This is a genomic window from Acidovorax sp. 22279 (assembly GCF_052045435.1).
Lineage (GTDB): Bacteria > Pseudomonadota > Gammaproteobacteria > Burkholderiales > Burkholderiaceae_C > Acidovorax > Acidovorax delafieldii.
Genome location: NZ_JBQEOV010000009.1, coordinates 180,650 through 207,591, shown reverse-complemented (window position 1 = coordinate 207,591; position 26,942 = coordinate 180,650). Strand labels below are relative to the sequence as shown.

26 protein-coding genes are annotated in these 26,942 nt (G+C 67.1%); 9 read left to right on the top strand and 17 right to left on the bottom strand.

What is annotated here, in order from left to right; all coding sequences use genetic code 11:
- The first annotated feature begins 48 nt into the window (after window positions 1-48).
- The 3 genes from pstS to ACTJKQ_RS13880 all read left to right on the top strand — a co-directional run bounded on the left by pstS (window position 49) and on the right by ACTJKQ_RS13880 (window position 3,516).
- On the top strand, window positions 49-1,116 hold the full coding sequence (gene pstS / locus ACTJKQ_RS13890; protein WP_440597162.1) for a phosphate ABC transporter substrate-binding protein PstS: 1,068 nt from the start codon (window positions 49-51) through the stop codon (window positions 1,114-1,116).
- Window positions 1,117-1,228: 112 nt separating this feature from the next.
- The gene (locus ACTJKQ_RS13885) at window positions 1,229-2,800 is read left to right on the top strand and encodes a CYTH and CHAD domain-containing protein (protein ID WP_440597161.1); all 1,572 of its coding nucleotides are present in this window, start codon (window positions 1,229-1,231) and stop codon (window positions 2,798-2,800) included.
- 20 nt (window positions 2,801-2,820) lie between these two features.
- Window positions 2,821-3,516, top strand: coding sequence for a 3'-5' exonuclease (locus ACTJKQ_RS13880; protein ID WP_440597160.1), 696 nt, complete (start codon window positions 2,821-2,823; stop codon window positions 3,514-3,516).
- A gap of 152 nt (window positions 3,517-3,668) precedes the next feature.
- On the opposite strand, the gene ACTJKQ_RS13875 is transcribed toward ACTJKQ_RS13880, so the two are convergent.
- A complete protein-coding gene (locus ACTJKQ_RS13875) occupies window positions 3,669-5,723 on the bottom strand; it encodes an oxidoreductase (RefSeq protein WP_440597181.1) in 2,055 nt (684 codons plus the stop codon).
- A 100-nt stretch (window positions 5,724-5,823) separates the two neighbouring features.
- On the opposite strand from ACTJKQ_RS13875, the gene ACTJKQ_RS13870 reads away from it, so the two are divergent.
- Window positions 5,824-6,456 carry a TetR/AcrR family transcriptional regulator gene (locus ACTJKQ_RS13870; RefSeq protein WP_440597159.1) on the top strand — a complete coding sequence of 211 codons (633 nt, stop codon included), beginning with the start codon at window positions 5,824-5,826 and terminating at the stop codon, window positions 6,454-6,456.
- 9 nt (window positions 6,457-6,465) lie between these two features.
- Here the strand turns inward: ACTJKQ_RS13870 and ACTJKQ_RS13865 are convergent, their stop codons facing one another.
- Together ACTJKQ_RS13865 and ACTJKQ_RS13860 are read right to left on the bottom strand one after the other, a co-directional pair.
- A complete protein-coding gene (locus ACTJKQ_RS13865; protein WP_008906148.1) occupies window positions 6,466-6,693 on the bottom strand; it encodes a SlyX family protein in 228 nt (75 codons plus the stop codon).
- Between the two features lie 7 nt (window positions 6,694-6,700).
- On the bottom strand, window positions 6,701-7,891 hold the full coding sequence (locus tag ACTJKQ_RS13860; RefSeq protein ID WP_440597158.1) for a PLP-dependent aminotransferase family protein: 1,191 nt from the start codon (window positions 7,889-7,891) through the stop codon (window positions 6,701-6,703).
- Window positions 7,892-8,016: 125 nt separating this feature from the next.
- Here ACTJKQ_RS13860 and ACTJKQ_RS13855 point away from each other — a divergent pair, with 125 nt between their 5' ends.
- Window positions 8,017-8,496 (top strand): AraC family transcriptional regulator, encoded by a 480-nt coding sequence (locus ACTJKQ_RS13855; protein ID WP_099730632.1) that lies wholly within the window; start codon window positions 8,017-8,019, stop codon window positions 8,494-8,496.
- A 51-nt stretch (window positions 8,497-8,547) separates the two neighbouring features.
- Here the strand turns inward: ACTJKQ_RS13855 and ACTJKQ_RS13850 are convergent, their stop codons facing one another.
- Window positions 8,548-9,525 (bottom strand): Bug family tripartite tricarboxylate transporter substrate binding protein, encoded by a 978-nt coding sequence (locus tag ACTJKQ_RS13850; RefSeq protein ID WP_440597157.1) that lies wholly within the window; start codon window positions 9,523-9,525, stop codon window positions 8,548-8,550.
- An 89-nt stretch (window positions 9,526-9,614) separates the two neighbouring features.
- Window positions 9,615-11,087, bottom strand: coding sequence for an amidase (locus ACTJKQ_RS13845; protein WP_440597156.1), 1,473 nt, complete (start codon window positions 11,085-11,087; stop codon window positions 9,615-9,617).
- Window positions 11,088-11,211: 124 nt separating this feature from the next.
- Between ACTJKQ_RS13845 and ACTJKQ_RS13840 the strand changes: the two genes are divergently transcribed.
- Both ACTJKQ_RS13840 and nth read left to right on the top strand, forming a co-directional pair.
- Complete coding sequence (locus tag ACTJKQ_RS13840) at window positions 11,212-12,177, top strand: LysR family transcriptional regulator (protein ID WP_440597155.1); 966 nt, start codon at window positions 11,212-11,214, stop codon at window positions 12,175-12,177.
- A gap of 2 nt (window positions 12,178-12,179) precedes the next feature.
- Window positions 12,180-12,818: an endonuclease III gene (nth, locus tag ACTJKQ_RS13835; protein ID WP_056065129.1), complete on the top strand. Its 639-nt coding sequence runs from the start codon at window positions 12,180-12,182 to the stop codon at window positions 12,816-12,818.
- A gap of 137 nt (window positions 12,819-12,955) precedes the next feature.
- On the opposite strand, the gene ACTJKQ_RS13830 is transcribed toward nth, so the two are convergent.
- From ACTJKQ_RS13830 to ACTJKQ_RS13805, 6 genes are all read right to left on the bottom strand, one after another.
- Window positions 12,956-13,702: an aspartate/glutamate racemase family protein gene (locus tag ACTJKQ_RS13830; protein ID WP_288851425.1), complete on the bottom strand. Its 747-nt coding sequence runs from the start codon at window positions 13,700-13,702 to the stop codon at window positions 12,956-12,958.
- A gap of 22 nt (window positions 13,703-13,724) precedes the next feature.
- Entirely contained in the window at window positions 13,725-14,489 is a 765-nt protein-coding gene (locus ACTJKQ_RS13825; RefSeq protein ID WP_056747172.1) for a GntR family transcriptional regulator, read from the bottom strand.
- A 13-nt stretch (window positions 14,490-14,502) separates the two neighbouring features.
- Window positions 14,503-15,390 (bottom strand): ABC transporter permease, encoded by an 888-nt coding sequence (locus ACTJKQ_RS13820; protein ID WP_440597154.1) that lies wholly within the window; start codon window positions 15,388-15,390, stop codon window positions 14,503-14,505.
- A gap of 1 nt (window position 15,391) precedes the next feature.
- Complete coding sequence (locus tag ACTJKQ_RS13815; RefSeq protein ID WP_440597153.1) at window positions 15,392-16,303, bottom strand: ABC transporter permease; 912 nt, start codon at window positions 16,301-16,303, stop codon at window positions 15,392-15,394.
- 182 nt (window positions 16,304-16,485) lie between these two features.
- Entirely contained in the window at window positions 16,486-17,778 is a 1,293-nt protein-coding gene (locus ACTJKQ_RS13810) for an ABC transporter substrate-binding protein (RefSeq protein ID WP_056747170.1), read from the bottom strand.
- Between the two features lie 61 nt (window positions 17,779-17,839).
- Window positions 17,840-18,934, bottom strand: coding sequence for an ABC transporter ATP-binding protein (locus ACTJKQ_RS13805; protein WP_440597152.1), 1,095 nt, complete (start codon window positions 18,932-18,934; stop codon window positions 17,840-17,842).
- A 249-nt stretch (window positions 18,935-19,183) separates the two neighbouring features.
- Between ACTJKQ_RS13805 and ACTJKQ_RS13800 the strand changes: the two genes are divergently transcribed.
- Complete coding sequence (locus tag ACTJKQ_RS13800; protein WP_233584229.1) at window positions 19,184-20,317, top strand: GGDEF domain-containing protein; 1,134 nt, start codon at window positions 19,184-19,186, stop codon at window positions 20,315-20,317.
- A 21-nt stretch (window positions 20,318-20,338) separates the two neighbouring features.
- Here ACTJKQ_RS13800 and cobT read toward each other — a convergent pair whose 3' ends face one another.
- Window positions 20,339-21,403 (bottom strand): nicotinate-nucleotide--dimethylbenzimidazole phosphoribosyltransferase, encoded by a 1,065-nt coding sequence (gene cobT, locus ACTJKQ_RS13795; protein WP_440597151.1) that lies wholly within the window; start codon window positions 21,401-21,403, stop codon window positions 20,339-20,341.
- Between cobT and ACTJKQ_RS13790 the strand changes: the two genes are divergently transcribed.
- Complete coding sequence (locus tag ACTJKQ_RS13790) at window positions 21,402-22,190, top strand: class I SAM-dependent methyltransferase (protein ID WP_440597150.1); 789 nt, start codon at window positions 21,402-21,404, stop codon at window positions 22,188-22,190. The two genes, cobT and ACTJKQ_RS13790, sit on opposite strands and share 2 nt — an antisense overlap.
- A 31-nt stretch (window positions 22,191-22,221) precedes the next feature.
- Here ACTJKQ_RS13790 and ACTJKQ_RS13785 read toward each other — a convergent pair whose 3' ends face one another.
- The 5 genes from ACTJKQ_RS13785 to cbiB are packed head-to-tail and all read right to left on the bottom strand — an operon-like array spanning window position 22,222 to window position 26,899.
- Window positions 22,222-23,676 carry a cobyric acid synthase gene (locus ACTJKQ_RS13785; RefSeq protein WP_440597180.1) on the bottom strand — a complete coding sequence of 485 codons (1,455 nt, stop codon included), beginning with the start codon at window positions 23,674-23,676 and terminating at the stop codon, window positions 22,222-22,224.
- A 35-nt stretch (window positions 23,677-23,711) separates the two neighbouring features.
- Window positions 23,712-24,104, bottom strand: a complete 393-nt coding sequence (locus tag ACTJKQ_RS13780; RefSeq protein WP_440597149.1) for a DUF3037 domain-containing protein — start codon at window positions 24,102-24,104, stop codon at window positions 23,712-23,714.
- On the bottom strand, window positions 24,091-24,885 hold the full coding sequence (locus ACTJKQ_RS13775) for a HipA family kinase (protein ID WP_440597148.1): 795 nt from the start codon (window positions 24,883-24,885) through the stop codon (window positions 24,091-24,093). Before ACTJKQ_RS13775 ends, ACTJKQ_RS13780 begins: the two co-directional genes overlap by 14 nt.
- On the bottom strand, window positions 24,882-25,961 hold the full coding sequence (locus ACTJKQ_RS13770) for an aminotransferase class I/II-fold pyridoxal phosphate-dependent enzyme (protein ID WP_440597147.1): 1,080 nt from the start codon (window positions 25,959-25,961) through the stop codon (window positions 24,882-24,884). Before ACTJKQ_RS13770 ends, ACTJKQ_RS13775 begins: the two co-directional genes overlap by 4 nt.
- Window positions 25,958-26,899 (bottom strand): adenosylcobinamide-phosphate synthase CbiB, encoded by a 942-nt coding sequence (cbiB, locus tag ACTJKQ_RS13765; protein WP_440597179.1) that lies wholly within the window; start codon window positions 26,897-26,899, stop codon window positions 25,958-25,960. Before cbiB ends, ACTJKQ_RS13770 begins: the two co-directional genes overlap by 4 nt.
- Window positions 26,900-26,942: the final 43 nt, after the last annotated feature.

The window sequence follows — 26,942 nt, the reverse complement described above, 5'->3', positions numbered from 1 at the left end:
AATCCTGCATGGCATATCGTTATTCATAAAAACCATTACATAAAACACATGAAATATATTTACTTCCTTTTGCTGGTGACCGTGGCGCTTGTGCAGGCGGGCCTGGCCAGCGCACAGACCGTGACGGGCGCTGGTTCGTCGGCGGCGGCGCCCATCTACCGCAGCTGGGCCAAGGCCTATGCCAAGGCCACTGGCAGCGCGGTGGACTACGACCCGGTAGGTTCCAGCGCGGGCATGAAAAAAATCCAGCAACAGGCCGTCGGTTTTGGCGCGACGGACGTGTACCCCGCAGAGAAGGACTTGCTGGAGCACGGCCTGCTGGCGCTGCCCGTGGCCATCACCGGCATCAGCCCCATCGTCAACCTGCCCAAAGTGCAAAACACCCAGCTGCGCCTGACGGGTGAGGCTCTCAGCCGCATCTTCATGGGCGAGATTACCCGCTGGAACGCGGCAGAGATCGCCGCACTGAACCCCGATGTCTCCCTGCCCGACCTGCCGATCAAGGTGGTGGTGCGGGCCGACGGGTCGGGCACCACCTACAACTTTGCAGACTACCTGGGCAAGGTGAGCCCACAATGGAAATCATCGTACGGCGCCAAAACCAGCATCGCCTGGCCTGTGGGTGTGCTGGCCTTCAAGGGCAGCGACGGCGTGGCCAAGGGCGTGCGCGACACGGTGGGCGCCATCGGGTATGTGGACCACGGCTATGTGGCCGAATACGGCCTGACCACTGTGCAGATGAAAAATGCCGACGGCAGTTTTGTCAAACCCTCCATCGATGCCTTCAAGGCGGCACTGGCCAACAGCGATTGGTCGGCCACCGGAGTTTTCCACAGCACCTTGACGCAGCGGCCCGGTAAATCGGCCTGGCCCATCACCATGGGCACGTTTGTGGTGTTCCCCAAGGTCACGCAGAACCCCGACCTGACAGCCCAGGCGCTCCGGTTCATCCTCTGGTCGTTCCTCAATGGCGACACCCTGGTGCAAGAAAATAATTTTGTCCGCCTGCCAGACCGGGTTCAGGCGTCTGCATTCAAAATCATCACCTCCATCCGGGATAATCAAGGAAAACCGCTGGGCATGAGCTTGATATCCTCCTTCAATCGCCCTTCATAATCAATACACCCTCACTTGAATCAATGATTTTCCATTATTGGAGAATAACCTCTGCGCGCCCTTCATCCGGCGCGGCCCTGCGATGGGGATACCACGGGATAATGCATCCACCATGGAAATCGAATTCAAGTTCTGCATCCCGCCCGACCGTCTGGCTGCCGTGCAAGCGGCGGTGCGCCGGGGCCGGTGTGTCGCCATCCGCATGGAGGCTCGCTACTTCGACACGCCCGACGGCGCACTGGCGTCACGCGGCATAGCGTTTCGCCTGCGGCGCGAGGGCGACCAGTGGGTGCAAACCGTCAAGGCGCTGGGCGATGGTCCGCTGGACCGGCAGGAGCACAACGTCGCACGCGGCCCCGCCATAGAAGGCATCGCGCCCGAACCCCTGCCCCAGTTGCACAGTGGCACCGTGGCAGGCGCCCAGCTGCAGCAGGCCCTGCAAGCCGCTGGTGGCCCCCTCGTCGAAACCTATGGCACCGAGATGGACCGGCTGACACGCGATATCACCCGCCAGGGAGCGGTGGTCGAGCTGGCGCTGGACACCGGCCGGGTGGTGGCCCACCGGGGCACGCCCCAGCAGGCCGAGGCCCCCATTTGCGAGGTGGAGCTGGAACTCAAGGCCGGGCCGGTGGCGGGCCTTGCAGCGCTCGCCGCGCAGTGGGCCACGCGGCACGGGCTGTATCTGAGCACCGTGTCCAAGGCCGAACGGGGCGAGCGCCTGCTGGCACCAGCTGGCAGTCCATCTGGCATTCCCATTCCATCTGACAGCCCAGCCAGCAGCGGTTCGCCCCGCAAGGCCCGACCCCGGTCCCCCCTGTACCAGCAACTGCCCGCCGGGCAGGCCCTGCAGCGCGCCGTGGTGGCGCAGTGCCTGCAGCAAATCCTGGGCCCCGCCAGCGACATTGCCGAAGGTGCGAGTGATGAGGAGCTGCTGCACCAGCTGCGCATCGGCATCCGCCGCCTGCGCACCGCCCTGCGCGAGCTGGCGCCGCTGGCCCCAGGCAACTTTGACCCCGCCTGGGAGCCGCCCCTGGTCCAGGTGTTCCAGCAGCTCGGCCATCTGCGGGACCGCAGCCAGGTGATGCAACGCATCGGTGCCGAACTGCAGGCCGCCGGAGCGCCGCCCCTGTCCACCCACCAGGGCGACAACACCGCTCTGGTGGCCCAGGCCGCGCAACAGACCGTGCGCGATACGGCCTTTCAGGAAGCGCTCGTGTATCTGATGGCCTTTACCACCCCAGGGCTGGACGCCACGGGCGACGCCGCAGCAGGCCTGGACGCCCGTGCGACGCGCCGCCGGCTGCAGCAGCGCCTGCGCGCACTGCATGCCCAGGTGCAAAAAGGCGCACGGGGTTTTGCCACGCGCACGCCCCAGGCACAGCACCGGCTGCGCAAACGCCTCAAACGCCTGCGCTACCTCACAGAGTTCGTGGCGCCCGCGCTGGATGCACACAGCGCCCGGTTTCTGGACAGCCTGCAGCCAGCGCTGTCGGCATTGGGCCACCTCAATGACGAGCGTGTGGCGGCAGCGCTGTACCGCGAGCTTGCAGAGTCCGGCGACCTGAAGGCCTGGTTTGGCGCAGGCTGGCTGGCGGGGCGGCAGGCCCAGTCGGTGGCGGCTTGTGAGCAAGCCCTGGGCCAGATGGAGGAAGCCCCCCGCTTGCGCAAAACCGGCAAACGCTGAAGGGACACCTACACGGCACAATGGCCCGCATGACGGCCTCTCCTCCTTCGCGGCGCCAGCCGCCCTCCGCGCCCCGCCACCCCTCTGCGCGCACTACCCAGCGCCCCACGCCAGACAAAGACCAGATCGCGCTGCTGGAACCCTTTGAACGCCTGGGCATGGACCGCATTGCGCTGGTCGCCACGCCTGCACAGGCCGACCAGGCTTGCCAGGCGCTGGCCAGCGCCAGTGCCTGGGGTTTTGACACCGAATCCAAACCCACCTTTGTGCGCGATGAGCCGTCGGACGGGCCGCACATCGTGCAACTGGCTACGCTGGAGCGGGCCTGGGTGTTCCAGCTGCACGACCCCGGCTGCCGAGCGCGCGTGGCCGAGCTGCTGGCCCTGCAGGGTGTGACCAAGGCGGGCTTTGGGCTGGGTGACGACACCAAGCGCATCCAGCACAAGCTGGGCGTGCAACCGGCCGATGTGCTGGAACTGAACACCGTGTTCCGCCAACGCGGCTACCGCAAGGACATGGGCGTGAAAGGGGCTGTGGCGGTGCTGTTCAACCGGCGCTTCATCAAGTCCAAAAAAGCCGCCACCTCCAACTGGGCCAACGCCCGGCTGAGCGAGGCCCAGCTGGTCTACGCGGCCAACGACGCGTGGGCAGCGCTGCGGGTGTTCAACGCCTTGAATCTGTCCGCCTCAGGGATAAGGAGGGCACAGCCGCCGTGACCCATCACGGCAGTCGCCATCCTGTATTCACTATCAAAAATATAGCTGCTCAGGCATATTCCACTAGCGCTACCAGCCAAAAAGACCTCAACAACACGCCTGACAGGCCCTGTGAAACCCTGTGAGCCCCTGCAGGCGATGTACGCACCGACCTACAGCCGGGCTGCCAGCCGCGCCGCCTGGTCGATGGCGCGCTTGGCGTCCAGCTCGCCGGCCTCCAGCGCACCACCGATGAGGTGGGGCTTGCGGCCCTGGGCCTCCAGGTCCTGCGCCAGGCTGCGCAACGGCACCTGGCCCGCGCACAGGACCACGGTGTCGCAAGGGATCCAGGTCGGGTCTTCGCGCTTCTCGCCGTACGAGACCAGCAGCCCTTCGTCGGCAATGCGCTCGTAGTTCACGCCACCCACCATCTCCACCGCTTTCATCTTGAGCACGGTGCGGTGGATCCAGCCCGTGGTCTTGCCCAGGCCGCCGCCCAGCTTGCCCTTCTTGCGCTGCAGCAGCGTCACCTGCCGTGCAGGGGGCGTCACACGCGGGCCGCTGGCGGCCAGGCCACCGCGCGCCTCGGCCGGGTCGGTGATACCCCATTCGGCCTTCCAGGCGGGCAAATCGAGCGTGGTGGAGGGGTGCTCGCCGTGCGTGAGGAACTCGGCCACATCAAAGCCGATGCCGCCCGCGCCGATGATGGCCACGCGCTCGCCCACCGGCTTGCCGTGGCGCAGCACGTCGATATAGCTCAGCACCTTGGGGTGGTCCTGGCCGGGGATCTTCGGGTCACGTGGCTCCACGCCCGTAGCCACGATGACCTCGTCAAAGCCAGCCAAGTCGGCGGCTGCGACCTTGCGGTTCAGATGCAGCAACACGCCCGTGTCTTCCACGCGTGTGGCCAGGTAGCGCAGCATCTCGTGGAACTCTTCTTTGCCCGGAATCACCTTGGCCATGTTGAGCTGGCCGCCGATGGCGGGCGCCGCGTCAAACAGGTGGACCTCGTGGCCACGCTCGGCAGCCACCGTGGCAGCGGTGAGGCCTGCAGGCCCCGCGCCCACCACCGCGATGCGCTTGCGCGACGACACGGGGCGGTACACGAGCTCCGTCTCATGGCAAGCACGCGGGTTGACGAGGCAGCTGCTGGTCTTGTTCTGGAACACATGGTCCAGGCAGGCCTGGTTGCAGGCGATGCAGGTGTTGATGCGGTCGGCCCGTCCTTGCGCAGCCTTCTTCACAAACGCCGCATCGGCCAGCAGGGGCCGCGCCATGGACACCATGTCGGCGCAGCCATCGGCCAGCACCTGCTCGGCCACCTCGGGCGTGTTGATGCGGTTGGACGTGACCAGCGGCGTGGTGATGCCTGCCGCCGCAAACTCGGCCTTCATCTTTTGCGTGACCCAGGCAAACGCTGCGCGCGGCACGCTGGTGGCAATGGTGGGCACCCGCGCCTCGTGCCAGCCAATGCCGGTGTTGACGATGTTCGCCCCGCCCGTGGCCACGGCCTTGCCCAGGGTGACGATCTCGTCCCACGCACTGCCGCCAGGCACCAGGTCGATCATCGACAGGCGGTAGATGATGATGAAGTCCGGCCCCACGGCCTCGCGCATGCGGGCCAGAATCTCCACCGGCAGCCGCATGCGGTGGCTGTAGTCGCCGCCCCAGGCATCGCGCCGCAGGTTGGTGGCTTGCGACAGAAACTGGTTGATGAAATAGCCCTCCGAGCCCATCACCTCCACGCCGTCGTAGCCCGCCTCGCGCGCCTTCACTGCACAGCGCACGAAGGCGCGGATCTGTCGCTCCACCCCGCTCGCCGACAGCGCGAACGGCGTGAACGGCGAAATCGGCGACTGCAGCCGCGACGGCGCCACCGCCAGCGGGTGGTAGGCATAGCGGCCCGTGTGCAGGATCTGCAGGGCGATCTTGCCGCCCGCCTCGTGCACGGCCTCGGTCACCACGCGGTGGCGCTTGGCCGCGCCAGAGGTCGCCAGCGTGCCCGCAAACGGTTTGGCCCAGCCCGCGATGTTGGGCGCAAAGCCACCCGTCACGATCAGGCCTACATCCCCCTCGGCCCGCTCGCGGAAGTACGCCGCCATGCGAGACAGGTCGCGCCCGTCCTCCAGCCCGGTGTGCATGGAGCCCATGAGCACACGGTTCTTGAGGGTGGTGAAGCCCAGATCGAGCGGGGCAAGCAGGTGCGGGTACAACGCGGCACCAGGCATGGAGGCAGCGGCGGCTGGAGCGGCCATGGGAGGAGAGGAATGCATGGAAGGATCGTGAACTAGAAGTATTTTCTAGAACTTTATTCTAGAATCCCGTTCCATGGCAAGCCGCAATTCCCCGCCCCTCACCTCATCCCCTGCCGAAGCAACCACCGACCGCCGCCAGGACATCCTGAACGCCGCCCTGGCCTGCGCGGCCGAAGGCGGCGTGGATGCAGTCACCATCGACGGCGTGCGGGCGCGCTGCGGGGCCAGCGTGGGCAGCATCTATCACCACTTTGGCAACCGCGACGGCATCGTGGCAGCGCTGTTCTTCGAGATCTTTCACGACCAGTCGCGCAGCGTGCAGGCGCACCTCGATGCCGCCCAGGGCGTGGAGGCGGGCGTGTTGGCCCTGGTCACGGGCTACCTGGATTGGGTGGTGGCGCAGCCCGAGCGGGCGCGGTTCATGTTCCAGGCGCGCAGCGCAGTGGCAGCGGGCCCGCGCACGCCCGACCTGGCCGAGGCCGCACGGCGCCGCAACCAGGCGCTGGTGGCCTGGTTCGAGCCGCACCGCCGATCGGGCGCGCTGCGCGACCTGCCGTGCGAGCTGATGCCATCGCTGGTGATGGGGCCGGTGCAGAGCTATTGCAGGGCCTGGCTGTCGGGCAACGCTGCCCAAGGTGGCCTGCCGTCGCCCACCACCTACCGCACAGAACTGGCGGACGCAGCCTGGCGGTCCGTGAAAGCCTAGATCTCTAGATCAGTAATGCGGCGGCAGCTCGTCGCGCAGGTTGCGCGGGCCGTTCGAGCCGCCTTCGGGCGCCTGCTGGCGCAGCTGAATGACTTCGTGCGTCAGCCGATCGATCAGTTGCTGCTGCTGGTAGATGGTCATGTTCAGCTGGTCCAGCAGGTCTTCGGTAAAGCTGGCCTTGATCTCCAGGCTTTCGAGACGCTGGAGAACGTTGGCGAGATCGTTGGTGTCGGACATGGAGGCGTCAGATCGCCTGGCCCAGGCGCGCTACGCCTTCGCGGATCTTGTCCACATCGGCCGTCGCAAACGACAGGCGGAAGGTGGCGTGGTCCGGGTTGGCGCAGAAGAACGGCGTGCCGGGCACAAAGGCCACGCCCTTATCAATCGCGCGCTTGGCCAGCACGTTGCCATCGGCCACCTTGCCGCCTGCCCCCGTGAGGCGCGCCCACACGAATAGGCCGCCCTGGGGCTGCACAAATTCGATGGCGTCGCCCAGCTCCTTGCGCAGCGCATCGCCCATGGCCTGGGCGCGCTCGGCGTACACCTTGCGCACATGGGCCAGGGTGCCAGGCATGCGGCCGGCCTTGAGGTACTGCGCGGCCGTGGCCTGCGCAAAGGTGCTGGTGTGTGCATCGCTGAACTGCTTGCACATGGTGGCCTTGCCCAGCAGCTCGGCCGGGGCAATCATCCAGCCCACGCGCAGGCCGGGCGACAGCACTTTGCTCAAGCTGCCGCAGTGCACCAGCAGATCGCGGCTGCCGGGCACGGTGGCCGACAGGTTGAGCAGGCTGGGTGGAGGCGCATCGCCAAAGTACAGGTCGCCGTAGGGGTCGTCCTCGACGATCAGCGTGTTGTGCTTGATGGCCATCTCCAGCACGGCCTTGCGGCGCTCCAGGCTCAGCATGGCGCCGCTGGGGTTGCCGAAGGTGGGGATCAGGTAAACGAATTTCGGCTTGTGCTCGGCAATGAGCTTTTCCAGCTCGTCGGTCTTCACGCCGTTGCCATCGATGGGCGCGCTGATGAGTTCGGCGCCGTACAGGCGAAAGCACTGGATGGTGGCGAGGAAGGTCGGGCCTTCCACAATCACCTTGTCGCCGGGGCTGATGAGGGTCTTGCCCAGCAGATCCAGCGCCTGCTGGCTGCCGGTGGTGACGATGAGGTTGTCGGCCGCGACATCCTTGGCGCCCTTGCTGGTCATGAAGGCGGCCAGTTGCTCGCGCAGCGGGTTGTAGCCCTCGGTGGCGCCATATTGCAATGCTGCGCCAGGCTCTTCGGCCAGGGCGGCGTTGCTGGCTGCGCGGATGCCTTCCACGTCAAACATCGCGCTGTCCGGAAAGCCACCCGCAAAGCTGATGATGCCGGGCTTGCCCAGCAGCTTGAAAAGCTCGCGGATGGCGGAGGTTTCTACGTTGTTCAGGCGGTCGGCAAATTGCATGGCGTGGACAGAAGTGGTTGGCAACAAACTGTGCATTGTCGCCAATTGCGACGCAGGATTCATGCGGTGTCTTTCCAAGAGGCTCTAAACTGGGTTTTCCGTCCACCGCCACTGCCCTGCCCGCCATGACCCTGACCCTCCGCACCCTGCCCCGCATGCGCCTTGCCACCATGCGCCATACCGGCGCCTACGGCCACCCGGGCCTGACCGAGTTGTGGGAGCGTTTTGGCAGCTGGTGTGCCGCCCATCGGCTGGATGATCCGCGCCCCAAGTTCTATGGCTTCAGCCACGACGACCCGGGCTGCACGCCGCCCGAGCAGTGCCGCTATGACGCAGCGGTGCAGATTGGCGTGGGCCTGCGCACCGGGCCCGATGTGCAGGTGATGGACTACGAAGGCGGCGACTACGCCTGCATGCACTTTGTGGGCACGGGGCCCGAGATTGCCGCCGCCTGGGCGCAGATGGGCACGCCGGGCCAGATCCCCGACGGCTGGGAATGGGAGCCCCGCGCTGCGCTGGAGATCTACGACGAGGACTTTGCGGTGGACCCGGCCACGGGGCGCTTTCCGTGCTGGCTGTGCATTCCGGTCAAGCGGACGCGCTGAATCCCATGGGGTTGCGCTGACGGGCCGGGTAGCCCTTTTCAGCGCCGACCGTCAATCCACCCGGATATCCGCCCGTGCCGCCACCGCGCGCATCAGTGGCAGCTCGCGTTCAATGCGCGCGCGCAGCGCGTCGCCATTGCCACCCAGCGGCGTCAGGCCGATGTCCACCATCTTCTTCTTGAACTCCGCCGAGGCCATGGTCTCGGCCAGGGCCTTTTCCAGCTTTTTCTGCACGGGTGCGGGCAGCCCTGCAGGCCCCACAAAGGCAAACCAGGAACCCATGTCAAAGCCGGGGTAGCCGCTTTCGGCCACCGTGGGCACATTGGGCAGCAAGGCCAGGCGCTGCGGGCTGAGCGCCGCAATCGCCTTGATCTTGCCGGACTTGATGAGCGGGGTGGATGCCACCACGGTGTCCACCGCCAGTTGCACCTGCCCGCCCATCAGCGCCGTGAGACTGGGCGAGCTGCCGTTGAAAGGCACATGCATCATCGGAAAACCTGCGGTGGTCTTGAGCATCTCGGCGCCAAAGTGCACCGACGAGCCCGTGCCATAGGAGCCGTACGAGAACTTGTCCGGCGCGGCCTTGGCCTGGGCCACGATGTCCTTGAGCGACTGCCCCGGGGTGTTGTTGTGGGCCACCAGCAGCAGCCCCATGTCGGCCACCAGGGCCAGGGGGGTGAAGCTCTTGATGGGGTCGTACGGCAGGTTGGTGCGGATGGCCGGGTTCATGGTGAGCGTGGTGTTGGACCCGAGCAGCAGCGTGTACCCGTCAGCGGGCGCCTTGGCCACTATGGACGCCGCCACCACGGTGCCCGCGCCGGGCCGGTTCTCGACCACCATGGGCTGCCCCAGACGCTCTCCCAGGGCCGTAGCCAGCAAACGTCCCAGGATGTCGGTGGCTCCGCCTGGGGCAAAAGGCACGACCAGCTTGATGGGCCGGTCGGGGTAAGTCTGTGCCTGCGCCAGGCCGGGCGCGCCCAGCACCAGGGCGCTGAGCAGAAGACTCGATACGAAGAGGGAACGCAGCATGGTGAAGCTCTCCAGAAAGCACGTTGACAAAAGCGGGGGGTAGCGGGGGTTCACGGTGGGAGACGGAATGGCGAGCAGCGAGGCCCAGGTCACCCCAGCAAGGGGCTGCGCTGGCGCGCGTACCCACTGGCCTGGTCGTAGGCATGGCCGATCTGCAGCACGGCGGCGTCAGACTGTGCCGGGCCGATGATCTGCAGCCCCGCAGGCAGGCCGCCGGGGCCAAAGCCTGCGGGGGCTGCCAGCGCGGGCAGGCCGGCCATGGTGGCGGGCACCACGGTCTCCATCCAGCGGTGGTAGGTGTCCATGGTGCGGCCGCCGACCTCGTGGGGCCAGTCCAGCCCGGCATCGAACGGAAAGACCTGCGCAGCGGGCAACACCAGAAAATCGAATTGCTCGAACAGGCCGCGCAGCACCTGATACCACGCGCTGCGCACGCGGGCCGCGTCGTACACCTGCAGGGCCATCAGGCGCATGCCACGCTCGATCTCCCACACCGCCTCGGACTTCAGCAGCGCATGCGTGGCCGGGTTGCGATACAGGGCCGCATTGGCCCCTGCCACGCTGAAGCTGCGCAGGTCGATCCAGGCGTTCCACAGCTGCTTCAGGTCGAACGCGGGCACCACCGACTCCACTGTGCAGCCCACGGTGCGAAAGTGCTCCAGCGCCTGCTCGCAGGTGGCCAGCACGCCGGGCTCGGTGGGCAAATGGCCCCCCAGGTCACCCAGCCAGCCGATGCGGGCACCGCGCCAGTCGCGCTCCAGCGGCTGGCCCAGCAGGGCCACATCCTCGTGCCGGCGCGTGAGCGGCAGGCGCGCATCAAAACCCGCCTGCACCGACAGCAGCAGCGCCAGGTCCGGGATGTTGCGCGCCATGGGCCCGGCCACGCTGAACTGCTGGAAGAACACTTCCTCCGTCGGCCCGTGCGGCACCAGGCCGAACGAGGTGCGCAGGCCGTATACGTTGTTGAACGCCGCGGGCGTGCGCAGCGAGCCCATCATGTCCGAGCCATCTGCCACGGGCAGCATGTGCAATGCCACCGCCACGGCTGCGCCGCCGCTGCTGCCCCCCGCCGACACAGACGGGTTGCAGGCGTTGCGTGTGGTGCCATAAACGGGGTTGTAGGTGTGGCCGCCCAGGCCAAACTCCGGCGAGTTGCTGCGGCCGATGAACAGTGCGCCGCCTGCGCGCATGCGCTCGAACACCACGGCGTCGGTGGCCGACACCTGCCCGGCAAAGATGGGCGAGCCCCGCGTGGTGACCATGCCTGCGGCGGGCATGATGTCCTTGGGCGCCTGCGGAAACCCATGCAGCGGGCCCAGGCTCTCGTCACGCGCCAGTTGCGCATCGCGCTCTGACGCCTGCGTGCGCAGGGCGTTGCGGTCCGCCATCGCCACCAATGCATTCACCACGGGGTTCAGCCGGTCCACCTGGGCCAGGTAGGCGTCAAGCACCTCGGTGCAGGAGACCTCCCGTGCATGGATGGCGCGCGACAGTTCGGTGGCCGTGTAGTCCACGATGGGGCTGGGGGTCCCACCCGGGGTGACGCTGTTTGCAGAAGGCATGGGGGCTGGGGCCGGTGAATGTGTCATTGGTGAGTCAGCATAAGCAGCCCGCTGCGTTTCGACAATCAACGATTTCTGGGGTTATCTTTGCGTTTTACGCAATCCACCCCCCGAAAGGCCCCCGATGCTTTCCAGCCGCTTGCAGGACACCGCGCTGCGCTACTTTCTGGAAGTGGTGCGCAGCGGCTCGGTCAGCGAGGCCGCCGCGCGCCTCAATGTGTCGCCCTCGGCCGTGAGCCGCCAAGTCGCCGCCCTCGAAGACCTGCTGGGCGTGCCGCTGTTTGACCGGCGCCCACGCGGCATGGCGCCCAGCGCGGCGGGCGAGCTACTGGCCGCCCATGCCCGGCGCGGCGCGCTGGAGGCCGACCGCGTGGTCTCCGACATCCAGGCGCTGCAGGGCCTGCGCACGGGGCTGGTGCGCATCTGCAGCTCTGCGGGTTTTGCCATCGAGTTCCTGCCCCGCGTGATGGCGCAGTTCCGCCTGCAGTACCCCGGCATCCAGTTCCACCTGCGCGTGGCCAGCCCCGCAGCTGTGACCGTGGCGGTGCTCAACGGCGATGCGGACATTGGGCTGACCTACAGCCGCTCGGCCGAGCGGGACATCACCGTGCAGCACCGCCAGGCCGCGCCCGTCATTGCCATCATGCGGCCCGACCACGCGCTGGCACGCGCCCACTCCGTCACGCTGGCGCAGATGCACGCCTACCCCATCGCCCTGCCCGAGCGGGACAACACCGTGCGCCAGCTGTTCGACATTGGCTGCAGCCAGCGGGGCCTGGTCTTTGAGCCCGCGCTGGTGTGCAACCACTTCGAGACGCTGATGCACTTTGTGCTGCATGGCGGCGGCCTGTCCATCTCGGGCGAGGTGACGGTGCGCGATCGGGTGCAGCGCGGCGAGATGCATGCCGCCCAGATCCGCGAGCCCGGCATGAGCGCCCGCGCCGCCGAGCTGCAGACCCTGAGCGGCCGCACCCTGCCCGCTGCCGTGCGCATGTTACTGGAGTTTCTGCAGGCGCAGCTGCGGGACAATGCGCCACCGGCCACGCCCGCCAAAAGAAGCCAGCCCCCTGTCCCACTCCGCCAACGATGATGATGAAAACCGCCCAGATCGAGCCCTTCTTCGCCACCCTCAAGGCGGCCAACCCGATGCCCAACACGGAGCTGGAATACACCACCCCGTTCGAGCTGCTGGCCGCCGTGCTGCTGTCGGCCCAGGCCACTGACGTGGGTGTGAACAAGGCCACGCGCAAGCTGTTCCCCGTGGCAGGCACGCCCCAGGCCATCCTGGATTTGGGACTGGAGGGGCTGGAGGGCTACATCAAGACCATCGGCCTGTACCGCACCAAGGCCAAGAACCTGATGGAGACCTGCCGCATCCTGGTGGAGCAGCACGGCAGTGTGGTGCCCCGCACGCGCGAGGCGCTGGAGGCCCTGCCCGGCGTGGGCCGCAAGACGGCCAACGTGGTGCTGAACGTGGCCTTTGGCCAGCCCACGATGGCGGTGGACACGCACATCTTTCGCGTGAGCAACCGCACCGGCCTGGCACCGGGCAAGAACCCGCTGGCGGTGGAGCTGCAGCTGATGAAGCGCGTGCCCGCCGCCTATGCGGTGGACTCGCACCACTGGCTCATCCTGCTGGGCCGCTATGTATGCCAGGCGCGCAAGCCGCGCTGCTGGGAATGTGTGGTGAGCGAGTATTGCGACTACCGGCCGAAGACGCTGGCGCCCTAACGCGCAGAAAGCACAGTGCTTCAAATTTCATAGCAACCAGCGCATATTCTTCTGGCGCATCCAGCCAAAAACACTCAAAACCTGCGCTCTGGCAGAGGTTTCGATCCCTTGCGCAACCGCCAGCCTGCAAGGCCGGGTCAGACAACGCAGCGGGTGCCCAGCGCCGCCATTTCCTGCGACACCCCCACCCAGGCCACATCAAACCCCGCCACCTTGCGCTCCGGTGGCACGGGGTGCGCGCGCAGCGCCCAGGTGGCACCGGCCACCACGCTGTCGATCACGGGCACCGACACCTGCGGCTGCACGGCGGCAGCCATGCCTGCCAGCCCCGCCCCACCCAAAATGACGGCCTGCACCCCCATCTGCCGCACCACATCCCGGCAGGCCTGGGCCAGCAAGGCACGGGCTGCTTCGGGGTCAGCCGCCAGTTGCGCCCCGGTGGGGGCGACGGTGTGAATGCCTGCCAGTGCGTGGGCGTGGCCCAGCGCCTGGGCCAGCCGCTGCAGCATGGGGCCCCAGCGCTCGCCGCCGGTGACGATGGCAAAGCGGCCGTGGCGCGCAGCCTCGATGAATGACGCTTCGGCCAGGCCGGTGACGGGCACCGGACTGCTCTCGCGCAGCGCCATCAGGCCAGGGTCGCCAAAGCAGCCGATCAGCACCGCGTCGGGCGCAGTCTGCGGCTGTGCGATCTCATGCGCCCACACATCGAGCGCGGCGTGGGCCGCCACGGCGTAGCTCGCCTCGCACGCGATGTACGGTGCCCCAAAGCGGGCCGTGGCCGTGCGCACCGCCACATGCGAGCCCGCAGCCCCCTGCACATGCCGCTGCAGCAAGGCACTGACATGGGCCGACATGTTGGGGTTGATGACGAGCAGTTGGCGCATGGGCAAGCGTGTGAAAAAACCGTCAGACCCCGCCCAGCAACCGCGCCAGATCGGGCGCCTCTGCCGCAGGCGGCGTGAACTCCAGCTGCGACTCGATCCGAGCCAGGTGGGCCAGCATCAGCCGGGGCGCCTCGCGCGCGTCACGCAGGCGGATGGCGTCGATCAGCGCACGGTGCTCGCGGCAGCCGCAGGCCGTGGCCTCTTCGCGGGTCTGCGCGTGGCTGGGGCTGTAGGTCATCAGGATGAGCGAGGTGCGCGAGACCAGCTCTCGCAGGATGCGGCCCAGCGTTTGGTGCCCTGCGGCCTGCGCGATGTGCAGGTGGAAATCACCCGACAGGCGGATGGCGCGGCGCATGTCACCACTGGCGCGGGCGGCCTCTTCGTCGTCGATGCAGGTGCGCAGCGCGGCGATGTCGGCATCGGTGGCGTTGGCGATGAACAGCTCCACCAGACGCGGCTCCAGCAGGCGGCGGGCCTCGAACACTTCCAGCGCCTCTTGCGGCGTGGGCTGGGCAATGGATGCGCCCCGGTTGGGCGTGAGCGTAACGACCTGCTCGTTGGCCAGCCGCACCAGCACAGGCCGCACGCGGGTGCGGGACACGCCAAAGGCCGCCGCCAGCTTGTCTTCCACCAGCTTGGTGCCGGGTGGTAGCCGGTGGTCGAGGATGGCCGACACCATGCGGTCGTACATGTCGTTGTCGCTGAGCTGGCCCGTCGTGTCGGGCTGCACGGGCGGTTCGGTGACCGCAGCGCGCGCGCGCCGGGGCTTGGGGAGGGTGGTCGTCATAAGGGTGCCGTTTTTACCCCGAACGGCCCTTGCGCCTGCGGCCCAATGCCCACACCAGCGCCAGCGTGATACCCATGACCACAAAAGACACCACCGTGGTCAGCGTGCCCAGCGCGTAGATGGACGGCGTGGTCACCGTGCTGGTCAGGCCCTGCAGCTCCAGCGGCAGCGTGTTCGCGTCGCCGATGGCCTGCGAGGTGCGGGCGATCTCGTCCCAGCTCAGGGTGAAGCCGAACATGCCGATGCCCACGACCGAGGGTGCGATCAGCGGCAGCACCACGTGGGCGAAGCCCTGCCAGGGGGTGGCGCCCAGGTCGCGCGCCGCCTCTTCGTACGCGGGGTTGAAGCGGTTGAACACCGCGAACATGATGAGCAGGCCAAACGGCAGCGTCCACGTCAGGTGCGCGCCCAGGGCCGAGGTGAACAGGCCCAGCGAGGTGCCGTAACCTTCGAGCGTGCTTTCCATGCCCAGCCATTCGAGCGCGGCCTTGATGCCGTTGTCGATGAGCCGGAACTCCAGTCCGATGCCCAGCGAGACGATGATGGACGGCATGATGAGGCTGGCCACCACGATGAAAAACAGCGTGTTGCCGCCCGCCAGACGCTTGCGAAACGCCAGCCCGGCCAGCACCGACAGCACCACCGTGCACAACATCACCGCCACGCCCAGGCCCAGCGAGCGCCACAGCGCCGCGCCAATGTCCACCACACCCAGCCCTTCGGCCAGCTTGGAGAACCAGTGCAGCGACACGCCGCGCATGGGGAAAGTGAGCCCGCCCTCGGGGCCCTGGAAGCTCAGGATGAAGATGACGAACATGGGCCCGTACATGAACAGCACGAACAGCGCAAAGAAGATGGCCAGGGGCCAGAAGCTGGCGGGACGAGATTCACGGTCTTTCATCTCACAGCTCCTTGCGAATGTCGACGAGGCGCGTGAGGCCCCAGATGATCATCAGCACCACGGCCAGCAGGATCACGGCATTGGCCGCCGCCAGCGGGAACTGCAGGTAGGACGTCTGCACCTGGATGATCTTGCCAATCGATGCGATCTGCTGCCCGCCCATCACGCCGATGGTCACGAAGTCGCCCATGACGATGGTGATCACAAAGATTGAGCCGATGATGATGCCGGTGCGCGACAGCGGCACGATCACGTTCCACAGCGTCTGCCAGCCACTCGCGCCACTGTCGCTGGCCGCCTCGATGAGGCTGCGGTCGATGCGCATCATGCTGTTGAAGATGGGCACGATCATGAACATGGTGTACAGGTGCACGAAGGCCAGCACCACCGAGAAGTCCGAGAACAGCAGCCACTCCACGGGCGTCTCGATCAGGTTCATGCCCATCAGCGTCTGGTTGACCAGCCCATTGCGCCCCAGCAGCGGCACCCACGAGATCATGCGGATCACGTTCGACGTCCAGAACGGGATGGTGCACAGCACGAACAGCAGGGTCTGCATGCCCGAAGAGCGCACATGGAAGGCCAAAAAATAGGCCACGGTGAAGCCGATCACCAGCGTGATCAGCCACACCAGATAGCTGAACTTGAGAGTGGAGTAATACGTCTTGAGCGTGACACACAGGCCCTCCGACGCATCGCCACAGCCCGCGAAGATCGACACGTAGTTCTTGAACGTGAAGCCGGGCAACAGCTCGTACTCATTGAAGTCCCAGAAGCTGACCATCACGATCAGCGCCAGCGGAATCAGAAAAAACAGCGCGAACACCAGCGTGAACGGCGCGGCCTGCCACCAGGCGGCAATGCTACGACCGGGGACGGCTGCAGCAGGTAAGGACGGGGTGGTGGTGCTCATGGTGTTTGCAATCAATGAATCCAAAGGTCTACCGTTCGGCGCTTGCTCTTGAGACTGGCGCTGCTCAAGGCCAGTGCCCCCGTGCAAGGGCCGCCCCGCCGCACCGGGGGCGTCCCCCTCCCGACCCGCGCAGCGGGTCGAGAGAGGGGTGAAGGCGCGCAGCGCCTCAGGGGGTGCACTCCTTACGCCGCGACGAATTCATTCCACTTCTGCACCATGTAGTTGTTCTCGTCCATCAGCGCGTTCCAGCAGGCAATGCCACCCATGCGCGACTCATAACTGCCGCCGTCGCGCACTGCACCGGCCTTGGCCAGCACGTCGCCATTGGGGCTCTTGATGTCCTGCGTGGCGGGCTTGCCTTCCATCCAGTAGGCCCACTCGTAGGCTTCCATCTTGGACTTGGCGGTCTCCAGCACGGCGCTGTAGTAGCCCTGGCGGTTCAGGTAGGCACCGGCCCAACCATCGAGGAACCAGTTGATGAACTCGTAGGCGCCATCGAGCTTGCGGCCGCTCAGCGTGGCGGGCAGGCCAAAGCCTGCGGCCCAGGCCCGGTAGCCTTCCTTCAGGGGCTGGAAGTTGCAGGCGATGCCCTTGGTGCGCACGGCGGTGACGGCCGGGCTCCACATCGACTGGATCACCACCTCGCCCGAAGCCATCAGGTTCACCGACTCGTTGAAGTCCTTCCACAGCGCGCGGAACTGGCCCTGCTTCTTGGCCTCGATCAGGGTCTTGATCGTGAGATCGATCTCCTTCTTGGTCATGTTTCCCTTGTCGGGGTACTTGTAGAGGCCCATGGCCTCGACCACCATGGCGGCGTCCATGATGCCGATCGAAGGAATATTCAGGATCGCGGTCTTGCCCTTGAACTCAGGGTTGAGCAGCTCGGCCCACGAGTTGATCGGGCGCTTGATCAGGTCGGGGCGGATGCCCAGCGTGTCGGCGTTGTACACGGTGGGGATCAGGCTCATGAACTGCGTGGGCGCAGTCGCGAACTTCTTGGACTTTTCACCTTCCAGGTAGATCACCTTCTTGGGTGCGGTGCCCTGATCACCCACGGCTTTGCCGGCCACCTGGCCGGTAGTGAACAGCGTGGTGATCTTGTCGGCGTTCTTGATGCGCTTGGTGTCGATGCCCTTGAGGTTGCCCGTGGGCACGATCTTTTTCAGCGAGAAGTACTCGGTGTCGATCAAGTCAAAGCTGTTGGGCGCGGTGACGGCGCGCTTGGTCACGTCGTCCGTGGTCACGGCCACGTACTGGATCTCGATGCCGGTGTCGGCCTTGAACTTCTCGGCAATCGCCTTGTCCTGGTTCACCGCCGTGCCCAGGTAGCGCAGCACGATCTTCTCTTGCGAATGCACGGCCGGGAACATGCCAGCGGCCAGGATGCCCGCCGTGCCCTTGAGCAACGAGCGGCGCGCCACTCCAGTGGCATCGGAGACAACAACAGGGGAATCAGCACGGGAAGCATCGGACATGGGAAAACTCCTTGGGTTGCGGAAGGGGACGGGTGGAAAAAGAGGTAAAGCGGCGGCGCGGTCAGGCGGCGACGGCCACTGCGGGAGCGGGCACCGCCAGTGATGCGACAGCAGGCTGGGAGAGCGGGTGTGCCTGGTCGGGCGTCCAGTGCAATTGCACGCCCTGCCCCACCTGGTAGGGCTGCGCAGCAAAGGCGGCCTCGGACACCATCACCGAATACGCCGCCGTGGCGTTGGCCGACAGAACTGCGCCGTGCTTTTGCAGGCCCACCAGCACATAGGTGCCTTGGTATTCCACATCGGTCACCACGGCCTGCATACGCTGGGTGCCCCAGGGCAACTCGGCATGGGTGGGGGCGATCTGCAGGTGGTCGGTGCGCACACCCACCTTGCCCTCGGGTGTGTCGATCACGTTGTGGCCGCCCATGAAGCGCGCCACAAACTCGCTGGCGGGCCGGTTGTAGACCTCGTGCGGGCTGCCCACCTGCTCAATCACGCCGTGGTTCATCACCACCATGGTGTCGGCCAGGGCCATAGCTTCTTCCTGGCTGTGGGTCACATGGATGAAGGTCAGGCCCAGCTCTTTTTGCCAGCGGCGCAGCTCGGCGCGCATCTGGATGCGCAGAAAAGGGTCGAGCGCGGACAGCGGCTCATCGAGCAGCAGCACGCGCGGCTGGGTGATCAGGGCCCGCGCCAGCGCCACGCGCTGCTGCTGCCCGCCGGAGAGTTCTGCAGGCTTGCGCTCGGCCAGGTGACCCAGAGCCACGCGCTCCAGCAGGTCGCGCGCCTTGGCCTGGCGTTCGGCCTTGGCCACGCCTTTCATCTTCAGGCTGAAGGCCACGTTGTCCAGCGCAGAGAGGTGCGGAAACAGCGCAAAGCTCTGGAACATCATGGCCGTGCCGCGCGCGGCGGCGGGCAGGTCGGTGATGTTGCGGTTTTCCAGCAGGATGTCACCACTGGTCACCGACTCGTGCCCCGCAATCATGCGCAACGTAGTGCTCTTGCCGCAGCCCGAAGGCCCCAGCAGGCAGCAGTAGCTGCCGCTGGCAATGCGCAGGTTGATCGCATCCACGGCGGGCTTGCCTTGGGCGTAGCGTTTGGTCAGCGCCACGATTTCAATGGCGGCGGAGGTGGGCGCAAGGTGGGTGCTTTGCATGGCGTATGCCCTACGCAAGGCCCATGCCAACTTTGTACACAATGTTTTATGAACTTTGCATACAAAATGCACCAACACGGCGCAATATCCCGCCCCATACCGGTCCACACCCGCGCTGCCCCTGGTCCAACCTCGGGCAAACCATGCACCGAAACAGCGCTGAGCCGTGCGGGTGCGTGGCTATACTGGCTTCGCCTTTGAAACAATTTATTACGTCGGCACGTCCCTCCCCCTCCTCTTGCCTGCCGCATGACGAACCTCGACCCGCGCTCCATGATCGCCCTGGCGGGCTTCATGTCTGCCGTCATGGCCCTGGTGCTGCTGTTCATGCGGCGGCACTACCCGCCCAGCATCCGGGGCGTGGGCGGATGGGCGGCGGCGCCATTGCTGTGGCTGCTGTCCACCGTGCTGTTTGGCGCGCGTGGCGCCATCCCCGACTGGCTGGGCCTGGTGCTGGCCAACCAGTTGCTGGTGCTGGGCTCGGTCACCTATTACATGGGCACCCGCCAGTTCATGGGCCAGCCCGCCACCTGGCGCACTTGGAACTGGGTGATGGCCGGCACCACGGTGGTGTTTGCCTGGCTGACCTACGGGTGGCCCAACTATGCGGTGCGGGTGGGGTTTTTCACCGTGGTGATGGGGGCGCTGTACGCCGCGCAACTGCGCTTCATGCTGCGCCACGGGGGGCGCAACTTCCCGGTGCGGCTGGTGGAGGTGATGCTGGGCCTGCACATGCTGGTACTGGGGGTCAGGCTGGGTTCGATACTGGCAGGGCACGCGGGCAACGACCTGATGGAGCCATCGCTGTTCCAGACCCTGTACATCGGCGCCTATGCGCTCACTGTGCTGATGCTGTCCATTGGCGCGGTGCTGATGGCTACGGACCGCTTGCGCACCGAGCTAGAGCACCTGGCCACCTATGACTCGCTGACCCAAACCCTCAACCGCCGTGCCTTGCTGCAGCGTTGCGAGGACGAGCTGGAGCGCGCGCAGCGCTACGGCGGCGGTCCGTCCATCATGATGGTGGACCTGGACAACTTCAAGGCAGTGAACGACACGCGCGGCCACCAGCACGGCGATGCGGTGTTGGTGCACTTTGCCGAGCGCACCCGCCAGGTGCTGCGCCGCGCCGACCGCCTGGGTCGCTACGGGGGCGAGGAATTTCTGGTGCTGCTGCCGGGAGCCGACGCGCAAGCGGCCCTGGCCGTGGCCCAGCGCATCCACGCCACGCTGGCCTCGGGGCACCCGCTGGACTGCGAGGTGAGCATCGGGCTGACCAGCTGGTCCGGGTCACACGAGACCCTGGACGCGATGCTCTCCCGCGCCGACGCCGCGCTGTACCGCGCCAAGGAAGAAGGCCGCAACCAGACCGTGGTGGGCTAGAGCCTGCCCAAGCAGGGCGGCTCAGGCCGTCTGCGTCGCCACGCCAGCCGATTCAAAACTCGCCATCTCGCGCAGCACGGCGCAGGCCGATTGCAGCAACGGCCAGGCCAGCGCCGCGCCCGAACCCTCGCCCAGGCGCAAGCCCAGGTCCAGCAGAGGCTCTGCCTGCATCTGCGCCAGCATCAGGGTGTGGCCCCGTTCGCCCGAACGGTGGGCAAACACGCAGCGCTGCAGCACCTGAGGCGCGATGCGGCTGGCCACCAGCACGGCCGCGCTGGTGATGAAGCCATCCACCACAATCACGCGCCGCTCGGCCGCTGCCTGCAGCACTGCGCCCACCAGCGTGGCCACCTCGTAGCCACCCAGGGCAGCCAGAGCCTCCAACGGGCTGGTGGCGCCCGCATTGGCGTCCAGCGCCTGCTGCAGCACCAAGCGCTTGCGTTCGATGCCCGCAGCATCCAGCCCCGTGCCCGCGCCCGTCACCTCGACCAGCGGCAGCCCCGCCAGGCGCGCCAGCAGCAGCGACGCCACCGAGGTGTTGGCAATCCCCATCTCGCCCAGCAGCAAGGCGTTGCCTGGCAGGGCACGCACCACCTCCACCCCGTTGGCCAGCGCCTGGGCACATTGCTCGGCACTCATGGCCGGGCCGACGGAGGCGTCCTGCGTGCCGGGTGCCACCTTGCGCAGCAACAAGCGGGGCTGGCCGGGTGCTGCATCGCGCGCAGCAATGGGCTTGGCCACACCACAGTCCACCACCGTGAGGCCCAGGCCATGCTGGCGCGCAAGCACGCTCACGGCCGCGCCACCCGCCAGAAAATTCTCCACCATCTGCCAGGTCACATCGCTCGGGAACGCCGAGACACCCCGCGCGGCCAGGCCGTGGTCGCCCGCGCACACCAGCATCTGGGGGGCATGCAGCACGGGGGATTCGGTGCCCAGAATCACGCCCAGGCGCAACGCCAGGCGCTCCAGCAGGCCCAGCGAGCCCAGGGGCTTGGTCTTGTGGTCAATGACGTGCTGCAGGCGGCTGGCCAACGCGGCATCATGCAGGTCAGCAACGGATGGAAGTACGAAAGATGAGGTCATGGTGATGGAGAACACAAAGAACGCCGTGCACAAAGCGGCACAGCAGGGTTTTGAAAAAGAAGCGCAGGCCTACGCGCGCGGCAGGCCGGACTACCCGGCGGCGCTGTCGGCCTGGCTGGCACAGACGTTGGGACTGGGCCCCGGTCGTGAGGTGGCCGATGTGGGCGCGGGCACCGGCAAGTTCACCGCGCTGCTCACAACCACCGGGACCGCGGTGGTGGGCGTGGAGCCCGTGGACGCTATGCGCGCCAAGATCGAAGCCTTGCAACTGCCCACGGTGCGCGCCGTGGCGGGCACGGCACAGGCCATTCCGCTGCCGTCCGGCACGCTGGATGCCGTGGTCTGCGCACAGGCCTTCCACTGGTTTGCCACCCGCGAAGCCCTGGACGAATTCCATCGCGTGCTGCGGCCGGGCGGCAAGCTGGGCCTGGTGTGGAATGTGCGCGATGAGTCGGTGGACTGGGTGGCGGAGCTCACCACCATCATCACGCCCCACGAGGGCGATGCCCCGCGCTTCTACAAGGGCGACTGGCGCAAACCCTTTCCACACCCCGGTTTCGGCCCATTGGTCGAGACCCGGCTGACCCACGAGCATGTGGGGCCACCCCAGCAGGTCATCGTGGACCGTTTCATGTCGATCAGTTTCATCGCGGCCCTGCCGGATGCTGAACGCGCCAAGGTGCGCGCCCAGATCGAGGCTTTGATAGCCCGACACCCCGCGCTGCGCGGGCAGGACACCGTACGCTTTCCGTACACCACCCTCGCCTGCCACTGCGAACGGGTGTGAGGGGCTGAATGGCGCCACGGTATCCGGCACGCTAAGGCGCTACCAGCGCATCCAGCACGCCCGGTGTGAAGCTGTTGCCCAGGAAGCCCGCGAGTCCGTCAAACACGCTGTCCAGCGTGGGCACCTGCGCGCCAAACAGCGCGTGCAGTACCGCAGCATCCTCGAACAAGCCGTGCAGGTACACACCCAGCACGTTGCCTGCCGGGTTCTGCCAGGCGATGCCGGGGATGACCTCGCGCGCCACATCGCCCTTGGCAGCCATGGCCGGGTGCTGGGCGGTTTGGCCGTGGTGGATTTCGTAGCCCGTGGCGGACACACCCGCCAGCGCAGCCCAGGCCCCCAACACCGCACCAAACTGCGCCTGGGTGCGTTGCACGGTCTTGGCAACCTCGAAGGTGGTGACCAGCGGCAGCAGGCCCAGGCCCGGAGCATTGCCGTCGATGCCTGCGGTGTCGATCAATGCCTCGCCCAGCATCTGCAGGCCGCCACACACGCCCAGCACCGTGCCGCCCTGCCCCGCGTGATGGGCAATGGCCTGGTCAAGCCCTTGCGCGCGCAGCCAGGCCAGGTCGGCAGCGGTGGACTTGGAGCCCGGCAGCACAACCCAGTCGGTGGGCTTGAGGCCCGCCAGGTCGGCCGGGCTGCGCGCCCAGATCAGGCGCACGCCGGGCACGTTCTTGAGCGGCTGAAACTCGTCCAGGTTGCTGATGCGCGGGTAGGCGATGACGGCCACGGTGGTGTGGACCGCGCCCGCTGACAAGGTGCGGTCATCAAACACGCCGTCCTCCTCGGGCAGGCCGTGGCGCCATTGCATGGGGATGGTGGCCACGGTGGGCACACCCGTGAAGTCTTGCAGCATCTGCGGCGCAGGCGCCAACAGGCTGGCATCGCCGCGAAACTTGTTGAGCACAAAGCCTTGGATCAGCGCGCGCTCGCCCTCGGGCAGCAGCGCCCAGGTGCCGTACAGGTGGGCGAACGCGCCGCCCCGGTCGATGTCGGTCACCAGCAGGCAGCGCGCATCGGCATGGCGGGCTACGCGCATGTTGACGATGTCGCTGGCGTGCAGGTTGATCTCTGCGGGCGAACCGGCGCCCTCGATCACCACCACGTCGTTCTCGGCACGCAGTGCATCCAGCGCTGCAGCGATCTGCGGCCACACCTTTTCGCTGCGGCCGCGCCAGGGCATGGCCGTGAGTTCGGCACTCACCTGCCCCATCAGCACGACCTGGCTGTGCGTGTCGGCCTCGGGCTTGAGCAGCAGCGGGTTCATGCGCACCTCAGGCTCGGCGCGGGCTGCGAGGGCCTGGAAATACTGGGCACTGCCGATTTCGCCCATCACACCCGCAGGGCCGGGCACCACACGCGCGTTGTTGCTCATGTTCTGCGCCTTGAACGGCGCAACCTTCAGACCCTGGTTACTGTAGTAACGGCACAGCGCCGTGGTGAGCCAGCTTTTGCCAGCGCCGCTGGTGGTGCCCAGCACCATCACACAACGGGCCAATTGGGGAGCAGAGTTTTCAGTCAAGGCAATGGGCGGACCATGCGGTCCATGATGTGTTCAAGTGCTGCGGCCGCATTGGTGCAGCGGCCCGTGTGCACGGGAGAGGTCTGGATGATGGCGCTGCGCTTGGCGGTGAGCCAGTGAAAGCGCTGGCGGTACGGCAGGCGCGCGATGGGGCCACAGCCTTCGTCGCCCGCACAGATGGCCACGATGGCGGCCAGGTGGCGGCGCACGGCGTCAATGTCGGCGTGCGGGTCCATGGCCAGCAGGCGCGCTTCATCGAGCGCGATGGCAGCCTGGAGAAAGCCGGTGCGCTGGCACGACAGGATCACGCCCGCGTTGATGAACTCTTCGCGCTCCACGCGCGGCACCACGCGCACGATGGCGTAGTCATACACCTCAGGCACGTGCATCGGCGGCCTCCTTCAGTGCATTCACCCAGGTGGCGCGCCCGGCCAGGCGGGCGCAGAAGTAGTCCACATAGGCCTGGCGGTGGGTGGCGGCGGCGGTCAGCAGGCCTTCTTCGTGGTCGGCGCCGGCCAGCACCAAAAACTCGTCGGGCACCTCGGCCAGGATGCCTGCCACCATCTCGGGCGTGAGGCGTGCGGCCAGCTCGGCATCCACCTGCGCGAGCAGCGTGGCCCGGGCCAGCAGCACATGGTCGGCAATGGGCGCAAAGGGTTTGGCGGGCAGGGCCACCGTGCCGTTCCAGGCGTGGTGAAAGGTCAGCGCCGCACCGTGGTCGATGAGCCAGGGCTGGCGGTGCCACATCAGCAGGTTGGTGTTGCGCGCAGTGCGGTCCACATTGCCCACCAGCGCGTCGAACCACACTAGGCGTGATGCGAAATCATCCGACACCACATCCACAGCCGGGTCGAAATTGAGCGCGCCCGACAGGTAATCCAGCCCCACGTTCAGGCCACCGCTGGCGCGCACCAGGTCCTGGATTTCGGGATCGGGCTCGGTCTGCGCCAGGGCGGGGTCGAGCTGGGCCAGCACGATCTCGGGCACGGGCAGGCCCAGCGCACGGGCAATGCCACCCGCAATGATCTCGGCCAGCAGTGCGCGCACGCCCTGCCCGGCGCCACGGAACTTGAGCACGTAGGTGCCCAGGTCGTCGCCCTCGACGATGGCGGGCATGGAGCCCCCTTCGCGCAGCGGCGTGACGTAGCGATTGACGGTGATGGTTCTCACAAGGTCTCCCTCGATCCGATGGAATGCGGGATGGTACGGCCCGCAGGGCCCAAGACGGCCTGCCATGCGGCCCGCAGCGCATCTTGTGCGGAGGGCGCCAGCACCCCCAGGCGCACGGTGCCGGGCAGGCCGAACGACGCCGCATCGCGCAGCTTGATGCCACTGGCGCGCAGCGCAGCCAGATCGCTCTGCAACGTGTGGGTAGCAGGCTGCACGCAGAAATAGTTGGCCAGGCTGCCCGCGTGCACAGCCCAGCCCAGATCGGTGCACAGCGTCTGCTGGCGCGCCTTCCAATCGCCCAGAGTACGCAGGCTGTGCACCAGCCATTGCTGCACGGTGGCCTGCGTCCACGCCTGCAGCAGTGCCACGCCGTGGGCGCCCACGGGCCAGGAAGACGCCAGGGCCGTCAGCCCCAGCGCCTGCTCTTCACAGTCTGGCGGCGCAATCGCATAAGCGGCACGTACACCCGTCAGCCCCAGGGCCTTGTTGGGGGTCCAGAGCTGCCAGCAGGCCGAGGGCATGAGCGGCGACGGCGCGCCAGCCCATGCGCCCTCCGCGCCGAGCCGCAGGGGGACATACGCGCAGTCGAGCACACGCCAGGCAACGTCGGCATCGCTTTGTCGCCAACCGCGCAACGAGGGGTCTTCCACACCCAGAGGGCTGGAGGGCTCGCACGCCCATTGCAGGCCCGCTGCGGCGCCGCCGCCCCGCAGCACCTCCAGCCCGCGCACCTGCGCGGCCTGGGCGTAGTCGCCATAGCTGTGTAGCGGCACGGCTACCTGCACCGCGCCCTGCTGTGCGGCCAGCGCGGTGATGCGGTGGATGAACTCGCTGGCACTGGCCGCCAGCACGATGCGCCCTGGCGATACACCGTGGAAGGCACCCAGGGCCTCGCGCAGCGCCGTGTAGGCCGGGTCGGGGTAGCGCGTGGCGTCGGCCGCCTGCACGGCGTGCAGCGCCTCAGGGCATGGCCCGCAGGCGTTGCTGTTGGTCGAGAAATCAAACACCGGAACGCCCGCGGCGTCCGGGCCACCGTGCAACGGCGTGGGCGCAGAGAAACGACGCGGCGAGCTCATGCATGCGCCCAAGCAAACACCACCAGCACCAGCAACTGCAGGCCCGCCACCACGGGCACCATGGCCAGCACCACCTGCGTGCCCAGGCGTGCAGCGCGCCGCGTATCGAGCGGCCCCGCCCGGCGGCCCTTGCTGTGCAGCGTGTACACCCCGGGCTTGGCCAGGCGCACGTTCAACGCCAGTGCCATGGCCGCCATGGGCCAGCCGCTGTTGGGCGATGGCGTCTTGCGCGCCTGGCGGGCCAGCGTGGAAAACGGCAGTCCCCTGGCGACCACCGCCAGCAACAAGGCGGTGATGCGGGCCGGCACCCACGACAGCACATCGTCCGCCCGCGCCGCCCACTTGCCCGCCCATTGCCAGTAGCGCCCGCTGCGCATGCCGGGGTAGCCCCACATGGCGTCGGCCGTATTGGCCATGCGGTACAGCGCAGCCCCCGGCAGACCCAGCAGCGCAAACCAGAACAGCGGCGCCACCACGGAATCGTTGAGGTTCTCAGCCAGCGACTCGATAGCGGACTCGCGCACCTGCACGGCGGTGAGAGCGCTCACGTCCCGGCTCACCAGCCGGGCCAGTTGCGCGCGCCCGGCGGGCAGCGACTGGCCCAGCGCTACCTCCACCGCCAGCACCTCGTCGTGCAGCATGCGCCAGGCCAGCAGGGGCTTGAGCAGCAGCGCCAGCATGCCGAGGGCAAGCCAGCCGATCAGCGTCAACGCCAGGTGCTGCAACCACCAGGAAACTATCAAAACAATAGCAGCCAAGGCAATCCACACTAGCGCCCCCAGCCAAAAACGCCGAAAGTCCTGTACCACAGGCGTCAGCGGGGCCACCCGCCCCCCCCCCCAGTGCAAGGCCGTGCCCATCCACACCACCGGGTGCCAGCGGGCGGGCGGCTCCCCCAACCACCAGTCAATGGCCAGCGCCAGCAGCGGCGCTCCCATCCACACCGCTGCCGCAGGCCAGCCCAGGCCCGGGAGCAGTAGC

What these genes read in the sequence shown, in the direction of transcription:
- ACTJKQ_RS13800 (WP_233584229.1), top strand. Translation starts at nt 19,184, where the DNA reads ATGACGAACCTCGACCCGCGCTCCATGATCGCCCTGGCGGGCTTCATG.
- ACTJKQ_RS13870 (WP_440597159.1), top strand. Translation starts at nt 5,824, where the DNA reads ATGGCAAGCCGCAATTCCCCGCCCCTCACCTCATCCCCTGCCGAAGCA.
- ACTJKQ_RS13880 (WP_440597160.1), top strand. Translation starts at nt 2,821, where the DNA reads ATGGCCCGCATGACGGCCTCTCCTCCTTCGCGGCGCCAGCCGCCCTCC.
- ACTJKQ_RS13785 (WP_440597180.1), bottom strand. Translation starts at nt 23,676, where the DNA reads ATGGTGCTGGGCACCACCAGCGGCGCTGGCAAAAGCTGGCTCACCACG.
- ACTJKQ_RS13855 (WP_099730632.1), top strand. Translation starts at nt 8,017, where the DNA reads ATGACCCTGACCCTCCGCACCCTGCCCCGCATGCGCCTTGCCACCATG.
- ACTJKQ_RS13810 (WP_056747170.1), bottom strand. Translation starts at nt 17,778, where the DNA reads ATGTCCGATGCTTCCCGTGCTGATTCCCCTGTTGTTGTCTCCGATGCC.
- ACTJKQ_RS13845 (WP_440597156.1), bottom strand. Translation starts at nt 11,087, where the DNA reads ATGCCTTCTGCAAACAGCGTCACCCCGGGTGGGACCCCCAGCCCCATC.
- ACTJKQ_RS13820 (WP_440597154.1), bottom strand. Translation starts at nt 15,390, where the DNA reads ATGAAAGACCGTGAATCTCGTCCCGCCAGCTTCTGGCCCCTGGCCATC.
- ACTJKQ_RS13780 (WP_440597149.1), bottom strand. Translation starts at nt 24,104, where the DNA reads ATGCACGTGCCTGAGGTGTATGACTACGCCATCGTGCGCGTGGTGCCG.
- ACTJKQ_RS13885 (WP_440597161.1), top strand. Translation starts at nt 1,229, where the DNA reads ATGGAAATCGAATTCAAGTTCTGCATCCCGCCCGACCGTCTGGCTGCC.
- ACTJKQ_RS13815 (WP_440597153.1), bottom strand. Translation starts at nt 16,303, where the DNA reads ATGAGCACCACCACCCCGTCCTTACCTGCTGCAGCCGTCCCCGGTCGT.
- ACTJKQ_RS13865 (WP_008906148.1), bottom strand. Translation starts at nt 6,693, where the DNA reads ATGTCCGACACCAACGATCTCGCCAACGTTCTCCAGCGTCTCGAAAGC.
- nth (WP_056065129.1), top strand. Translation starts at nt 12,180, where the DNA reads ATGAAAACCGCCCAGATCGAGCCCTTCTTCGCCACCCTCAAGGCGGCC.
- ACTJKQ_RS13830 (WP_288851425.1), bottom strand. Translation starts at nt 13,702, where the DNA reads ATGCGCCAACTGCTCGTCATCAACCCCAACATGTCGGCCCATGTCAGT.
- ACTJKQ_RS13805 (WP_440597152.1), bottom strand. Translation starts at nt 18,934, where the DNA reads ATGCAAAGCACCCACCTTGCGCCCACCTCCGCCGCCATTGAAATCGTG.
- pstS (WP_440597162.1), top strand. Translation starts at nt 49, where the DNA reads ATGAAATATATTTACTTCCTTTTGCTGGTGACCGTGGCGCTTGTGCAG.
- ACTJKQ_RS13850 (WP_440597157.1), bottom strand. Translation starts at nt 9,525, where the DNA reads ATGCTGCGTTCCCTCTTCGTATCGAGTCTTCTGCTCAGCGCCCTGGTG.
- ACTJKQ_RS13875 (WP_440597181.1), bottom strand. Translation starts at nt 5,723, where the DNA reads ATGCCTGGTGCCGCGTTGTACCCGCACCTGCTTGCCCCGCTCGATCTG.
- cbiB (WP_440597179.1), bottom strand. Translation starts at nt 26,899, where the DNA reads ATGGGAGCGCCGCTGCTGGCGCTGGCCATTGACTGGTGGTTGGGGGAG.
- ACTJKQ_RS13770 (WP_440597147.1), bottom strand. Translation starts at nt 25,961, where the DNA reads ATGAGCTCGCCGCGTCGTTTCTCTGCGCCCACGCCGTTGCACGGTGGC.
- ACTJKQ_RS13860 (WP_440597158.1), bottom strand. Translation starts at nt 7,891, where the DNA reads ATGCAATTTGCCGACCGCCTGAACAACGTAGAAACCTCCGCCATCCGC.
- cobT (WP_440597151.1), bottom strand. Translation starts at nt 21,403, where the DNA reads ATGACCTCATCTTTCGTACTTCCATCCGTTGCTGACCTGCATGATGCC.
- ACTJKQ_RS13790 (WP_440597150.1), top strand. Translation starts at nt 21,402, where the DNA reads ATGGTGATGGAGAACACAAAGAACGCCGTGCACAAAGCGGCACAGCAG.
- ACTJKQ_RS13840 (WP_440597155.1), top strand. Translation starts at nt 11,212, where the DNA reads ATGCTTTCCAGCCGCTTGCAGGACACCGCGCTGCGCTACTTTCTGGAA.
- ACTJKQ_RS13825 (WP_056747172.1), bottom strand. Translation starts at nt 14,489, where the DNA reads ATGACGACCACCCTCCCCAAGCCCCGGCGCGCGCGCGCTGCGGTCACC.